The following is a 14,975-nucleotide window of genomic DNA, read 5'->3' on the forward strand; positions in this document are numbered from 1 at the left end:
GCCCGCAAGGGCAGACGGCGGGTGCCTGGGAACCCGGCTAAACAGCTTAGTCTGTTTGAGGATATTTCGGATATTTAGCCTAATCCGGAAGAATCCCCCTACTTCTAGTGGGGGGAGTGTCAACCATCAGTAGGGTCAAATAATTTAAAGCGCGGTGGATGTTGTAGTCGGTATAGTTAGAAGTCCAACTTTGGAGAAAAGTATATTGGTTGTATATCTTTGCCCAAATTATACTTTCTGCAGTAGCGCGATTAAATTCAATATTACGTAAGTTTTGACGCTGGTAATTGAGATATTTTGCTCGGGCTGTGGAGGGATTTTCTAAACGTCCGATATATTCACCTGCACGAGTTAGGTATAAGACAGGAATTTGATTTAAACGCACTATTTGCATTACATCTTTTGGTAGTTTGATGTTACCAAACACAATGAATTGACTAATGTTGCTAATGCGAATGAAGAATCGTTTTTTGGATTGATGAAATACCTGTAAATATTTAGTTTGTACCTTGAAGGATACTTTATTGTCGGTTATGTAAATTGTGGACATAGCTTTATTAACTCAAAGGTTATGAAAGTCAAAGGTAAAAAGTTAAAAGGTAAAAGATGGAACTTTGAACTATTACTGTCATCCTCAAGTTGTTATCTTAAAGACCCAGAAAATTATTTTTACTTTTATCTTTTAACTTTTTACTTTGTTGACTTATTCCTATGTTCTCAAAGCCTTATATGAGTACCTATATGTTTAAATTGCTAGGATATATGACTTTGTATATGAGTTATATGAGTTTGTAAAAATGCATTAAAAAAGTCGGAGATTGTCTCCGACTCTTTTCGTTTTATTCAATTAGTTTCCATTAGTTAAACTTCCGTTAGCGAAGCGTAGCACTACGTGCTAAAGAAGTTAAAAGCTTAACGAGATTCATGCACTCCGTTCATCTTCGAACACCTAGTTTCCATTAGTTAAACTTCCGAAGAAGTTAAAAGTTTGCATTATCACGAGAACAAGATTCTTCGATATTGGTTTCCATTAGTTAAACTTCCGAAGAAGTTAAAAGCAGATCTTAGACTGTGATCCTACTGGCCATGGACAAGTTTCCATTAGTTAAACTTCCGAAGAAGTTAAAAGATTTCTGAGGCAATTCATTTCCTCGGAAGGCAGTACGGTTTCCATTAGTTAAACTTCCGAAGAAGTTAAAAGACAGTTAAATATTATCGCACGCAGCTTCAACAGCGTTTCCATTAGTTAAACTTCCGAAGAAGTTAAAAGTCAATGGTTAGAAACGCGGTGCTCCCTTATGCTTATAGTTTCCATTAGTTAAACTTCCGAAGAAGTTAAAAGAAATATGTGGAATGTATCAGTTAACTCCAGCTGAGGTTTCCATTAGTTAAACTTCCGAAGAAGTTAAAAGATGACTATATTGCCTTTGGCTTTATAGTCATTGCTAGTTTCCATTAGTTAAACTTCCGAAGAAGTTAAAAGTCGTAGCGGTATCCATTACCGTTCACGACGAAAGAAGAAGTTTCCATTAGTTAAACTTCCGAAGAAGTTAAAAGAGTATTACTGATTTTTCTCGGTCTAGTTGTTGGTATTTTAAGTTTCCATTAGTTAAACTTCCGAAGAAGTTAAAAGAAGACGATATTTTTAAGGCTTTGGTTTATCGTCTGATGGTTTCCATTAGTTAAACTTCCGAAGAAGTTAAAAGTATCCAAAGATAGAAAAGGAAGAGCAAGTAGCAACAGTTTCCATTAGTTAAACTTCCGAGGAAGTTAAAAGAAGTTGCTTTGGTTTCTCCGCACGAGGGACCATATTGGTTTCCATTAGTTAAACTTCCGAGGAAGTTAAAAGCAGAGTTATTGCCGCCGGTCGGCTTGCAAGAATTTCGTTTCCATTAGTTAAACTTCCGAGGAAGTTAAAAGACTAACTATATACTTGAGAAATTTTCCAGCTACACTGTTTCCATTAGTTAAACTTCCGAGGAAGTTAAAAGCGATAGTTGAAATTTCGGGAACGGTCAGTAGTGTGATCGGTTTCCATTAGTTAAACTTCCGAGGAAGTTAAAAGTCTTTCTTTTCAAACCTAGAGAGAAAAAAGAAGATTTACTGTTTCCATTAGTTAAACTTCCGAGGAAGTTAAAAGAAGTGAGTATAGATACTATATCCTTTTTTGATCAATATGTTTCCATTAGTTAAACTTCCGAGGAAGTTAAAAGCTTTTGTTGCAGCAAGATGCAACAAAGTAAGCACAATGTTTCCATTAGTTAAACTTCCGAGGAAGTTAAAAGGCTAGGCTTCCAGAAGCCTTACCACGAGCCGATTGTACACCCCTTGATTTGAGGGGGTCAAGTTTTTGCCCAAATTATTAGGAATTACTCTCAATAAACCCACTGTTAACCGCCCTCAAACCCTTGTCTGGTAAGCCATTTGTGGGGGTCAACGTAAGAATGCGGGTTCTAGCCGTTGGCTGACCCCCTCAAATGCTTATCAATAATTATGAATAAATTAGTTTCACTGATAATTGACTCCATTATAAGTACAATTATAGCTTCCAAATCATTGGCCAATACACCTCGACCTTCCTTCATATAGCGCTCAAACTTGGCTTTGGTCCACTCTCGCTTGCCTTTAGCCACAAATAAAATTTCCTATAAGCTGACTCACTTATAGGACAAAATTTTACAACTTTATTGTCTTTTGTACAACTTTATTGTCTGTTGTACAACTTTATTGTCTTTCCACAACACATAAGCGGACATAATATCAACTACTCTACCGTCACACTCTTCGCTAAATTTCTAGGTTGATCGACATCCAAACCACGACGAGCAGCAATATGATAAGCCAACAATTGCAGAGGTATCACTGCAAGTATGGGAGAAAGTAATTCATCCACAGCAGGAACCGGAATCAAATCGTTAAAGATATCTCCAGCTTCTCCATCTCTAATTGGTGTCACCCCAATTAATCGAGAATCCCGAGCTTTGGCTTCCTGGGCATTAGAAATTACCTTTTCGTAAACAGTACCAGGCATTGCGATCGCAACTACTGGAACTTTCTCATCCAATAGTGCAATGGGACCATGTTTCATTTCCCCTGCGGGATAACCTTCGGCGTGAATATAGCTAATTTCCTTTAATTTTAATGCTCCTTCCAAAGCGATCGGGAAGTTAATTCCCCTACCTAAAAAGATGAAGTCTTTGGTTTCGTTGAACTCATGGACTAATTCTTCGATATATTTTTCTTGAGTTTCTAATAATCCTTCAATTTCTCCTGGTATCTGACGCAACCCATTAATGATTTCTTGTAATTTAGCAGGAGAAACTGTTTTACGCAGATATGCCAAATCTAAAGCCAAAGCATAGAACGCCATCACTTGAGCGACAAAAGTTTTAGTCGCCGCCACACCAATTTCAATTCCCGCTAAAGTATTGATAATATTGGGTACCATTCGACCTAAACTACTTTCAGGACGGTTGGTAATCCCCAAAAGTCGGGCTTGGAACTTCGGTTCCTGTTCTTTACGTCGTTCCTTCTCCATTTCCAAAGCTGCAAGCGTATCTGCTGTTTCCCCAGATTGGGTAACACCAATAATTAATGTATTTGCAGTTAATGGCGATGGTGCATAGCGGAATTCCGAAGCATAATGAACTTGAGTAGGAATTTGAGCAAGATGTTCGAGTAAATATTTACCTATTAATGCTGCATGCCAACTAGTACCGCAAGCAACTATTTGAATTTGTTCTATATCATTATAAATCTCTGGAGGTAAGCCCAGATTAATTGGCGCAGTAGTAGAATCAGTTGCAATCCAATCACTGTTAAAGTATGCTTCTAAACAATCTCTAACCACTCCCGGTTGTTCGTAAATCTCTTTAAGCATGAAATGCTTGAATCCCTGCTTTTCAACCATCATGGGATTCATATTCAGCATTCGGGGGTGTTTTTTTAACCTCCGAGCATTAAAATCATAAACCTCAACACCCAAAGGAGTCAGGCGAGCAATTTCTCCATTTTCCAGAGGAAGAACAGCTCGAGTGTGAGATAAAATCGCTGGAGTATCAGAAGCACAGAAAAATTCACCTTGACCAAAACCAATTACTAATGGTGCTTGCTGACGAACCACAATTAATTCATCGGGATAATCTGCACAAACAACAGCAAGAGCAAAAGCTCCTGTCAGTTGATTAACAGCTTTTCTTACCGCCTCAAAGAAGGGGGAATCAAAATTAAATGATTCTCCTCCCAAAGCCTTTTCTTCTTTGAGAAATTGAGCAATTAGATGGGGAATAACTTCTGTATCTGTATCTGAAAGAAACTCATAACCTTGAGACTTGAGTTCTTCCCTTAGCTCCCGGTAATTTTCCACAATCCCATTTTGCACCACTGCAACTCCCATTGCAGTATTCATATGGGGATGGGCGTTATATTCCTCTGGTTTCCCATGAGTCGCCCAACGCGTATGTCCAATCCCGATGGGGGCTGGTGTTTCTAAATGTTCAACCTTAGAACGTAAATTATGTAACTTTCCTTTTGCACGGACACAATTAACTTCACCCTCCCAGATTGTAGCTAATCCTGCAGAATCATAGCCTCGATACTCTAACTTTTCCAAGCCTGCCAATAAAATCTCTGTAGCCGCTTGCGTACCAATATACCCAACTATTCCGCACATTTACTCACACCGTTTAAGAATACAAGTATTTATTAACAAGTATAGTTTCTACCCTGAAGGCAAATTGTTATATAGAAATCTTCAACAGCATTATTTGGATGCTTTCCGGAAAATCATTGATATTGGGATTAGGAATTGGGGATTGGGGATTGGGGATTGGGGATTGGGAATGATAAATTCCTACCACTCCTCTACTCTCTGTTCCCTATCACCTTTTCCCTCTTAATCAAATAAAGAAATACTCACCATCCTAGTAAGATAGCGAGTAAATTTTTACATTTAAGCTGTAAAACTACTTATTATTTGAAAATTAATTGTTAACTTTTATAGGGATTTACGCAAAACTGAGGTTCTTTAAACTTGATATTAATACTTAACATTAATAAATGTTAAAAGTACCTCCAACCCGAATTAATTATAAGGCTATGCGTAAATCCCGTAGCTCAGAAACTCAATCACCGAATTGTGATAAAAGTCAGGATTCAGTAGTCGGGAGTCAAAATTCACCACGGAGAAGTAAGCAGAATAATATACTCATCCGTTAGGACAAGTTCTGCATCTCTATGATGTTCGCAATTAGTTTAGAATTATTAGAATTTAAATCCCTAATATAATTGCTCTTCATGTCTCCTGACTTCTGTATTCTGACTTCTTCTTAAATGAATTTCTTAATAAGCTAGACCCATGCTGCGGGTGGTTTCAGCTCCGAGATAAACCCGAATGCTCAAAAAGTCGGTAGGACAAGCAGTTTCGCAACGCTTACAGCCTACACAATCTTCGGTACGTGGGGAGGAAGCTATTTGAGCAGCTTTACAACCATCCCAGGGAACCATTTCCAATACGTCGGTAGGACAAGCCCGAACGCACTGCGTGCAGCCAATACAGGTATCGTAGATTTTTACGGTATGAGACATTAAAAACAGGCTCCTTTTTTAAGTGTTCTTCTCTGTGAAGAGATCCGTAATCAAGGCTTAGTCTACCGCAGCGCACTAGTCGGCGTAATAATTCAGCTACATAACTTTAAAGAATGTAACAAGATCCAAATTAAAATGTCATAGATCCGATTTCAACCACCATGAAAAAATCTTCGAAAAAGACCTTTACAATACTGGTTGACTTTACGCCTTTAGGACAACAGTGACTACTTTCTATTAAATTGTAAGAGGAAATACTAGTTTATCTTCAATCTATAATCTCTAATTATTTACATGGCACTATATCAAAAATGCTTATGAATCAATGCTGACAAATAAAAGATTTAAGAAAATATAAACCCGTAGTAAATTTTTAATCTTAGTAAATACATTCGCCAAAGCATGCAAACCGCTATAAATACATTACTAAAAACACTGGCGAGAATTAGGATAGAGAATCAGGATACTAACTTGTATGAGATACTATTTGTCTTTTCTTAATAAAATTTGCAATTACTTCTCTAACTTTTTTGGTATTTTCTTGTCTCAAAAAATAACTTCCATAACATATTTTTAGTGGTAATGTCTGATTCTTAGCAATTAGTAACTTTACTCGGTAGGCTTTTAGCCCTTGACTTAATTTTTCTTCAAAATCAACACTAACAATATCAGTTAATGAATGTTCCACAGTAGTACTAAAAAATATTAACCATCGCCTTTTGTAGATCATAGAATCTCGAGTAGAATCGAAATCCCAAGTAGCAACTTCGCTAGAAGCAACTAACCAAATAATATTCAGTAAAATTATCCCAGCAAAAACCCAGTCAATAAATGGCGTACCTTGGTGAACAAGCAAAGAATTTTGCTTTTTGTCGTTGATAAAATTATTGATTTTGAGCGCGATCACATTTAGTTCTGTCGTTTTTAAGTTAGATTTATCCGTATGAATGAAATGAAGCGGTACACCACCTTTTTGTGTGAGCAAAACAATTTGCTGGTATACTGACTCACTATTATTCACTGGAATTTTGATAATTTGAGCTTTTCGCATTTGTGCTAAAGGAATTTTTCTCAATTCCGTTTTGAAAAACTCTGACTCTAATAACTTACAGTTCCCCTCATTTCCTGTAAGTCTTTGACAACTCAGGATATGTGCTCTTGTTAAAGGAGATAGGGCTTTGGTTAATTGAGGAATCAGCAGCAAAGTACAAAAACCAAAGAGCATCGAAATCAATTTCGGTATAAACCGAATTCTCAGTTGAGTATCTGTATGTTTTACAATCGCCATGATTTAAATCAAACAGTAATCACATTCCTGTAAATTAAAGTATATAAAAATACTAATGTGCTGTATATCTATTAATCAAAAACTTGATACATATCGTGATTAAATCTTCGCGATCGATAATTTTCAAGTCTGCTAATTTACATAAAAATTAGATATCATAAATTTTTTAATATTTTTTAGTGGAAATTATTCATTTTTATTTTGTCTGAATTCAGCAATATACCTACGAGAAGAATATTCTATACAAATTTCTAAAAGTTACAAAGAATATGCTTCATATATATGACCTGTAAGTGTTATGTATTTAAAATAGTATTACACCCTTATTTCTGAAAAAACATAATTAGTAGAAAAAATAATTGATATTACTACGAATATCTAGTCAAAAACTATATCTATCCTTTCACCAAAAAAAACTTTACGACTGTATCAAAGGATAGAAAATATTAAATAATCCAGAATCTTAGGCAAAATTTTAAAATCAAGACATATTATCTAAAGTCCTAGTGCTATCTGATTATTAATTTACCCATTAAGAACAAACAGATCACACTAATAGTTATTTTTATTACTCGAACTTACTAGTATCCGAGCGAGGAAAATAAAGCAACAATCATAAATAACCTTTTCGTTTTTTTACTTTTATACATTCATTTCTCAAGAAATAATTGTTACTTTTAGGACAAAATAAATTGTATAAATTTTATAGAAACCGTTCTTAGGATAAATGCATTACTGTAATTTAACTGAAACTTAAAAAATTGCTAAACGTAACATAAAATCGTTAAGGTATTACAAGTTGCTGCGTTATTATCCTTCTATTTTTACAAGTAGCTATGGAAGCAGATTCTTTACAAACGGAGATAATTCTGATACATCCACATCAGACTTTAGGCAAAGTAAAACTTGATTGGATGCCACAACCAGGAAACTACCTTGAATTTTATGGTCAGACTTACACTGTATTGGAACGCCGTCATCGCTATCAATTGAAGACAGGGCGTTACCAATTACATCAGGTTGCTCTTTATGTACAATCTGCAACAAGACCAGATGAGAAGAGTTGGATTGATGGACGTTGGGTCATTGGCGATGCAAGTTGTTCTTATAATGCTCATTCTGAAATTATCCGTTGTGCTGTCAATCCTAATGGTCCTTGTAAATCTTGTAACTATTACGAAAAGTCCTGACAACTGTATCCATATTTACTTTTAGAATCTAGGTCAAATTTAGAATCTAAAAAATATAAGATACAAAACAGAAAGTGCAGAACAAATTCCCAACCCAGTAATAAAAAAATAATCAATAAACTAAAATTTTTAACAATCAACTTAATTTTTTGGTTGTTAAAATTGTGAGAAAAATAACAGCAGAAAAATTTATCTGGATTTAGCTTAGTATGCTGAAGTTTCTGTAAGTGAAATTTCTCCGACTTATCTACCCTAGGGTAGATAAATTTGAATAATTCCTAGGAATTAAGTCCCAAAACTTCTCCGACCTTTAAGCGAAAACCATTAACAAAATCCCATCCAGATTGGGGTCGTTTACCCGGAAGTTGAACCTGACGTAAAAGCAATAAACCGTCACCGGTCTGTACTACTGGACCTTTTCCTTTAATAATGCTAGAAACTTCCCCCGGTTTAGGGGATATTTCCGGTAACTTGGGTAACCTCTGCTGAATTTCTTCCATTTCAGGTGGAATTTCACCATCAAAATTACTACAAAAAGGAATTGTAGCGGTAACTTTGAGGGGCTGTTCGCGAAAAATAGTGTTGCAATTGGGATAAAAAGCCCGGATCTGATTGTGCAATTGCAAAGCACCCACTGACCAATCTAACTGATAATTTTCTTTCTTTATTAAAGGTGCATAGGTTGCTTCAGAATCATTTTGGTTTATTGCTTGAATTTCTTGATTTTCCAGTTTTAACAAAGTTTCTACTAATAAATCCGCACCACTCGCAGCTAGTTTCTGTACTAAATCCTGTGTATTGTCAAGTAAACCGATTGGTGTTGTAGTTTTCATGAGCATGGCTCCAGTGTCCATTCCAGCATCCATTAGCATTGTGGTAATACCAGTTTCTGACTCGCCATTGTACAAACACCATTGAATGGGTGCAGCCCCACGATATTTTGGTAGTATCGACCCGTGTACGTTAATACATCCTTGTGAAGGTATATCTAATATTTCTTGAGATAGAATTTGTCCGTAAGCAACTACCACAAATACATCGGCTTCAAACTGACGCAGTTGCGCTAAAACTTCAGAATCTTTTTTGATTTTTTGAGGTTGTAGTACGGGTAAGTTATGATCGCAGGCAACTTCTTTTACTGGTGAAGGGGTTACTTTATTACCTCTGCGACGACGTTTGTCGGGTTGGGTGACAACTGCTACAACTTCAAATTCCGATCTATCTAATAAATGTAACAGCGTTGGTACGGCAAAATCGGGAGTACCAAAAAATACTACTCTCATCTTAATGAAAACTAAATAATTAATAGTTAATCATTAGGGATAAATAGCTAATAGTCAACAGTACAATTAGGGAATGAGATTTTTGAAAAATACTTTTTGGCAACGTTATAAAGTTGTAATTATCTAAATTTGCAGCCCATTTTAAAGTATAAATAGTTATAGAAATAAAACCCTAAGTAAAACTTATCACCATCTTCATCAATTCTTTATGGGTTAATTACTAGGCTTATATGATTATATTTGATTAGTTCACCAATAGATTAAAAAATCAGGAAAACTATAAATACAATATAAAATAAACGCAAAATAAATTTTTATCATACTCTGTAATGCTAAAATCAGCAGTTAAATCTAGAGCCAAGGGAGTGGGGAAAAACTAAGTATATCTTTATGATTTCCAAATACAAAACCTTTGTTAAGTAAAGATTTTCTACCTCCAGTCTGAAGAATCAAATATTAGCAAATAAAATATTTCATCCAAGCCATCATCACAATTCTTTAACTCCAAGCATGTCTATTTAAAATATTACTCCTGTGTTATCTTCTTTAAATAATTAAGAAATAATACCTCTAAGAAATCGCAGTTATAAAAATAGTAATTTCAATTTCAAAAAGCTGTTAATAGCAGTAGATACTAAGTAATTATATAGTTGTTTTTACGAAATATATATTTTTATAGCCTAGAAAAAATTACATTTAAAACTACTTTGTGAAGTAAATAAAGATTTAGTTTCGTTGTTGCCGAACAAAGCATATTTTGATATGATTACGGGGGAGAAGCGAAAAATAATATGAGCTTCTAATGCATCTACTCTTGATAAGTAAATCACCTAATTGCGTTCCTTGAATATATATCAAGGTCATAAGACGATTGAAGCCTGTCGCTAAGTATAAATATCATAAAGTAGAAATATCGTACTTGAGCTTGGTTCGGTTTCACAATTGACGCGTGAATCAGTTGTTTCCCTTGTGAAAGCTATTTTAAGTCAAATAGCAGGTGACAATTTTCAAAGTGATATTTCAGTAAATCTTAAGCGCGATCAGGCTGTATATTTTCCATAGTTTAAATCAACTGGTGCTCTTACCAAACATGTGTTCTGCGAACCTGGTAATTCCATAAAGAAATAGATTCTACTTTTAGCAACCAAATCCAAATCCAGCGTTCAGACTCACTAGTTGCTTGCCACGTTTGAAAATTCAACTAGATGCTCGTAATAAATACAAACTTAATAGAACTAAAGCTTGGCTGACCTATCAGTTAAGTTTAATGATTTACATGAGTCTTCCAATAAATCGGGGGTATCGGGAGGATAGGAATCTTCAAGTATCGATAATTGGGTACTGCGTTGATAAAGGTGTAAGTCCTAGTTTTGTCGGGGGCAAAACTTCTGCAACGTATTAATTCCCAAGCTAGTTAGCATTCGAACGATTACTGGGAGATTGATTTGTTATCAGCATCGTAACCTGACATGCAGTAGTTCATAATACATAATTTCCCAAAAATGTGCGAAATCTATGTAAATTGAGTAAACTATAGCTATAAATATCTAAGTTCTTTGTTATACAAGTATTTATAGTGTTCCCTGTGGTCCCCCCTAAGTCTTGAACCTCACACCGCAACCCCTTTTAAAGAGTCAAAGTTAGATGCTTAAATCCCTTTTATTATCAGGATGGTTCCGCGTGCAACCGTTCCTAAAATATGTTCTAGTTGTTGTTCTGATTGCTCCCCTAGTGGCTGCATCAGGTAGCTCTAGTTCAGCAAAACAATCACAACTGGTTAGTAGTATTCACTCAGATCGAGAGAATTTAAAACCTGAGTTATTATCTACACTTGTTTCTGGGGATACAGATCTTAATCAAGATCCTTTAGTTTCCCAAATTGACTCCACGTTCAATCAATTTAATTCAGTACCAATTTCTATTGCTGCAATTGGTAAACCAAGACTTATTCAAGCGGATGCTATTGATTTTTTAGCAGAAGCTGAAAATAGTGACCAAACGGAAAACACAACTGAGAATGAATTATTAGCGGCTGTTGAATTAGCACCATCAATCAATGCAGATGCTAACTCATGGTCAAGTGGGGTACTTTCCAGTCACCGCAAATTAGTTGCTCGCTTAAAATCACACAAGGTCCAGACCTTGGTGAGGGTTGAATCTTTAGATAGAGATTCAGTTGCTCCTTGGACAAAAGATATAGAGTCTGAAGTAAAGCAGATACCTGTTCAAGAAGAGCCAGACCCAGAAAGCTTAGCAGCACAACAACAAGATCCTTTAGCAAGTCCCCATCCTATTCCTTGGAAATGGATTATGGATACTCAACAGAAAATGAGTGTTAAAGGTGGTTCAGGGGTTCGCTACTACCGCAGTGTACCTGTAGTTTCTCCAGATGGTAGATATGCTGTTTATAGTCGCGTACAGCTAGAAGTTGAACCCGAATTACATAAAAGTCGTGTGAGCAGCGTTTTATTTATTGAAGATAGAAAAACGAAACAGTTGCGGGTAATATCTTCAACCTCTCGGAATACAGATGTCTTACTGAAAGTAAAGCATGACGAAGCAGATCCAAACGGTCAAGGAACTTTAGGGGTGTTAGTTCCTGTGAGCTGGTCAAAGCAAGGAGATCGCTTCTTAGCTCGTTCTTTTGTATCTAAATTTCAAACATCAGACGGTTCAGATAGTGCAGTTATTTGGAACCGACAAAAAAATAACGTTGATGAAATATCTCCAGCAAACAAAAAAGATTCCCACGAGCAAGTAGCGGTGATGTTGGGTTGGAGTCAATCTCAACCTGATAATGTTCTCTTCCGCGCTGGCGAACTAGGTGAAGAGGAATGGCCTTTAGTTGCAGTATCTCATGATGGCCAAACATTTGCGGCAGAAAAATTAGACCGACCAATTACATTTGGTAATAAAGTGTCCGATGTTTGGGAACGACCAGAGGTTGCTTACAGATAAAAAAGTTGATAAATAATCAAATATCAATAATTTCCCGTTATGCTTGACAAACAGCAATAACGGGTATTTTTTTGGGTATCTATAGCGCTGTGTGCAAGTCAAAAGTAAAAGTCATTAGCGGATCCGTAGGAAAAACAGGATTTACTAATCTTCTAGCCTTGTTACGTAGTGCTATATTTCAACTCATGAGTAAAGTAATATTATTCATCACTTTCTACCGAGATTTTGCATTGCAAGATCCCTAGAATTTTCTCTAAATTTGATATACTGTCTAACTTTGATTTGTTAATTAAAGTTACATTGTGATAATTTCAACACAGGAAAAAATACAAGTACCAATTAGAGAATTTATTGGGAAGCTTCGCTAGTATTACCCTGGCTATTAACCTGGCTATCAGCTTCCTTAACTCTGCGTATCGGTACGTTAGCAATTAAAGCAGAAGTGCGATCGTTACTTTCTAACGAAAATTCCAAACCATCCGACTCTACTTCCACATAGCGACAAACAATTTGCAGGATTTCTTGCCGCATTTGGTTTAACATTTCAGGACTTAAATCGGCGCGATCATGAGCAATCACCAATTGTAGGCGACGTTTGACATGATCGCGACTGTTTCCACTAGTGCGAAACAGAAGTCGTTCAAGAAGTTCGAGAATCATTGTAGCCATTAGTGCTTAAGCACAAGTGTTTAAATATTACAGTATCTTTGTCCACAACAATCTTCGGAGACGGGAGAAGATGTTGTCGTTGGGGGAATCAAGATCGAGAAATTCAACCGTTTCTCCTTCCAATCTGCGGGCAATATTTTCAAAAGCTACAGTAGCTAAAGAAGAATTCTCCGATGATAACACTAATGGTTCACCGCGGTTGGTTGAAACGATTACACGTTCATCGTCAGGGATAATTCCAATTAGAGGAATCGCTAAAAGTTCCTGAACGTCCTCCACTGACATCATATCATCGACTCGGACCATTGCAGGTCTGATCCGATTCACGATTAAGTGTATACGCTTAATACCTTGTGCTTCTAATAACCCAACTACCCTATCAGCATCGCGAACGGCTGCAATTTCTGGAGTTGTTACAATTAAGGCTTCTTTTGCCGGAGCAGTTGCGTTTTTAAAGCCGTTTTCAATACCTGCAGGACTATCAATTAAAACATATTTATATCTTTGTGCTAAAGCATTAACAAGCAATTTCATCTGTTCGGGAGAAACTGCATCTTTAGTACGATTTTGAGACGCTGGAAGTAGAACTAAATTTGGTTGTCGTTTATCTTTTACTAGAGCCTGCTCCAAACGGCATTCTCTAGCTAAAACTTCCACAGCAGTGTAAACAATGCGGTTTTCCAAACCTAACAACAAATCTAAATTACGCAAGCCAAAATCAGCATCAACCAAAGCCACTTGACTTCCGATTTTGGCTAACGCCATACCCAGATTCGCTGTAACAGTCGTTTTACCTACCCCCCCTTTACCGGAGGTAATGACAATAATACGGGTCATGATATGAGCACGCTCGATAAGGAATTAGCAATATATAGAATAAAAGATTTACAGCTCCAAATCGGTTTTGGGTAACTGCGTCCTGGTAAAATCAGTAGCCCTAGCTACACGTATCCCTTGTAGAGTGACATAAGCCACTTCCGGATAAAACTGCGTCAGAGATTTTTCTGGCGCTCTGGCTACAGCATCTGCAATTCTTAACTGGGTTGGTTCCATTTGCAGTGCCATAATTTGGCATTCGCGGTTACCCTTAGCCCCAGCATGAGCAATACCACGTAAACGACCCCAAACTAAAATATCGCCATCAGCAATTACGATACCTCCTGGGTTGACATCACCCAAAACAACTATTGTTCCAGGATGACGAATTTCAATCCCAGAACGGACTGTCATCTGCATATAGAGTGCAGCACCTGGAGCGGTTGCATGTTTCGGCTCGGAACTTAAAGGCTTGGGTGCTTGCATTTGTTCCACCGAATAACCTGCAGAAACTGCAGCAATTGCTGTTTGACGACGATTAGTAGATACTGATTTTAGTTGGATTTGGAATTCACTTAAAGTCTCTGCTAACTGTTGTAGTTGTCTGCCATCTAAAAGGCGATCGCCTGCTACCAGATGTAAGTTGGTATTTGGCGTTCGTAAGCGATCGCTGGCATTCAATCGCACCTTAATTTGTTGCCAAATTTCTAACCAATGATGTTCCGCATTACTGAGTTCTGATTGGGTAGGCAAAATTAGTAACAGTCTCCCACCTTCAGTTTTAAACTGAACTTGGACATCATTTTTCAGACTGTTTTCTTGCAGCGCTGTATCGTATAGTTGTATACTATTAGCCTCGGTGTCTGTTTCGCCTTCTTGAGATTCAGAGATGGCGTTATTGGGTTTCAAATTATTAGATTTTGATTCATTAGATTTTGATTCATCTTCAGAAGTTTCAGGTTTTAGCCTGGGAATGGAAGATTTAACATCTGTGTTGTTAGCTTTTAACTCGAGACTAGAAACAGTGGATTTTGATTCTCCATCAACAGCAGCTTTAGATTTTGGCTTTATATCAGACACATTACTATGTGACTCTACATCAGGGACGGCAGAATTAGAATCTAAATCGGGAATGACGGAATCGGAAGTCATGCAACACCAGCCAAAACAGAGGTAGTAACCTAG

At 36.8% G+C, this 14,975-nt stretch carries 10 protein-coding genes and 1 CRISPR repeat array; of the genes, 2 read left to right on the plus strand and 8 right to left on the minus strand.

Going from position 1 to position 14,975, the window contains the following annotated elements; translation table 11 throughout:
• Positions 1-79 precede the first annotated feature (79 nt).
• From QNJ50_RS19840 to QNJ50_RS19855, 4 genes are all read right to left on the minus strand, one after another.
• Complete coding sequence (locus QNJ50_RS19840; protein WP_300638443.1) at positions 80-550, minus strand: CRISPR-associated endonuclease Cas1; 471 nt, start codon at positions 548-550, stop codon at positions 80-82.
• A gap of 402 nt (positions 551-952) precedes the next feature.
• Positions 953-2,285: direct repeats of the CRISPR family, unit length 23 nt; unit sequence GTTTCCATTAGTTAAACTTCCGA.
• A 479-nt stretch (positions 2,286-2,764) separates the two neighbouring features.
• Complete coding sequence (glmS, locus tag QNJ50_RS19845; RefSeq protein ID WP_300638445.1) at positions 2,765-4,672, minus strand: glutamine--fructose-6-phosphate transaminase (isomerizing); 1,908 nt, start codon at positions 4,670-4,672, stop codon at positions 2,765-2,767.
• Positions 4,673-5,340: 668 nt separating this feature from the next.
• Entirely contained in the window at positions 5,341-5,586 is a 246-nt protein-coding gene (gene psaC, locus QNJ50_RS19850; protein WP_012411495.1) for a photosystem I iron-sulfur center protein PsaC, read from the minus strand.
• A gap of 466 nt (positions 5,587-6,052) precedes the next feature.
• Positions 6,053-6,874, minus strand: a complete 822-nt coding sequence (locus QNJ50_RS19855) for a hypothetical protein (protein ID WP_300638448.1) — start codon at positions 6,872-6,874, stop codon at positions 6,053-6,055.
• A gap of 836 nt (positions 6,875-7,710) precedes the next feature.
• On the opposite strand from QNJ50_RS19855, the gene QNJ50_RS19860 reads away from it, so the two are divergent.
• Positions 7,711-8,064, plus strand: a complete 354-nt coding sequence (locus QNJ50_RS19860; protein ID WP_300638450.1) for a DUF6464 family protein — start codon at positions 7,711-7,713, stop codon at positions 8,062-8,064.
• Between the two features lie 278 nt (positions 8,065-8,342).
• Here the strand turns inward: QNJ50_RS19860 and fmt are convergent, their stop codons facing one another.
• The gene (fmt, locus tag QNJ50_RS19865; protein WP_300638451.1) at positions 8,343-9,347 is read right to left on the minus strand and encodes a methionyl-tRNA formyltransferase; all 1,005 of its coding nucleotides are present in this window, start codon (positions 9,345-9,347) and stop codon (positions 8,343-8,345) included.
• A 1,644-nt stretch (positions 9,348-10,991) separates the two neighbouring features.
• On the opposite strand from fmt, the gene QNJ50_RS19870 reads away from it, so the two are divergent.
• A complete protein-coding gene (locus tag QNJ50_RS19870; RefSeq protein ID WP_300638453.1) occupies positions 10,992-12,305 on the plus strand; it encodes a hypothetical protein in 1,314 nt (437 codons plus the stop codon).
• 348 nt (positions 12,306-12,653) lie between these two features.
• Here the strand turns inward: QNJ50_RS19870 and minE are convergent, their stop codons facing one another.
• From minE to minC, 3 genes are read right to left on the minus strand one after another with little or no spacing between them, the layout of a single operon-like run.
• Positions 12,654-12,965, minus strand: a complete 312-nt coding sequence (gene minE, locus QNJ50_RS19875; protein WP_027844157.1) for a cell division topological specificity factor MinE — start codon at positions 12,963-12,965, stop codon at positions 12,654-12,656.
• 36 nt (positions 12,966-13,001) lie between these two features.
• Complete coding sequence (gene minD, locus QNJ50_RS19880; RefSeq protein WP_027844158.1) at positions 13,002-13,811, minus strand: septum site-determining protein MinD; 810 nt, start codon at positions 13,809-13,811, stop codon at positions 13,002-13,004.
• A 48-nt stretch (positions 13,812-13,859) separates the two neighbouring features.
• A complete protein-coding gene (gene minC, locus QNJ50_RS19885) occupies positions 13,860-14,942 on the minus strand; it encodes a septum site-determining protein MinC (protein ID WP_300638456.1) in 1,083 nt (360 codons plus the stop codon).
• Positions 14,943-14,975 lie beyond the last annotated feature (33 nt).

It is taken from the genome of Mastigocoleus sp. MO_188.B34 (genome assembly GCF_030065675.1).
Lineage (GTDB): Bacteria > Cyanobacteriota > Cyanobacteriia > Cyanobacteriales > Nostocaceae > Mastigocoleus.

Coding starts and splice junctions, on each gene's coding strand:
- QNJ50_RS19860 (WP_300638450.1), top strand. CDS start 7,711: ATGGAAGCAGATTCTTTACAAACGGAGATAATTCTGATACATCCACAT.
- QNJ50_RS19855 (WP_300638448.1), bottom strand. CDS start 6,874: ATGGCGATTGTAAAACATACAGATACTCAACTGAGAATTCGGTTTATA.
- psaC (WP_012411495.1), bottom strand. CDS start 5,586: ATGTCTCATACCGTAAAAATCTACGATACCTGTATTGGCTGCACGCAG.
- glmS (WP_300638445.1), bottom strand. CDS start 4,672: ATGTGCGGAATAGTTGGGTATATTGGTACGCAAGCGGCTACAGAGATT.
- fmt (WP_300638451.1), bottom strand. CDS start 9,347: ATGAGAGTAGTATTTTTTGGTACTCCCGATTTTGCCGTACCAACGCTG.
- minE (WP_027844157.1), bottom strand. CDS start 12,965: ATGATTCTCGAACTTCTTGAACGACTTCTGTTTCGCACTAGTGGAAAC.
- minC (WP_300638456.1), bottom strand. CDS start 14,942: ATGACTTCCGATTCCGTCATTCCCGATTTAGATTCTAATTCTGCCGTC.
- QNJ50_RS19870 (WP_300638453.1), top strand. CDS start 10,992: ATGCTTAAATCCCTTTTATTATCAGGATGGTTCCGCGTGCAACCGTTC.
- minD (WP_027844158.1), bottom strand. CDS start 13,811: ATGACCCGTATTATTGTCATTACCTCCGGTAAAGGGGGGGTAGGTAAA.
- QNJ50_RS19840 (WP_300638443.1), bottom strand. CDS start 550: ATGTCCACAATTTACATAACCGACAATAAAGTATCCTTCAAGGTACAA.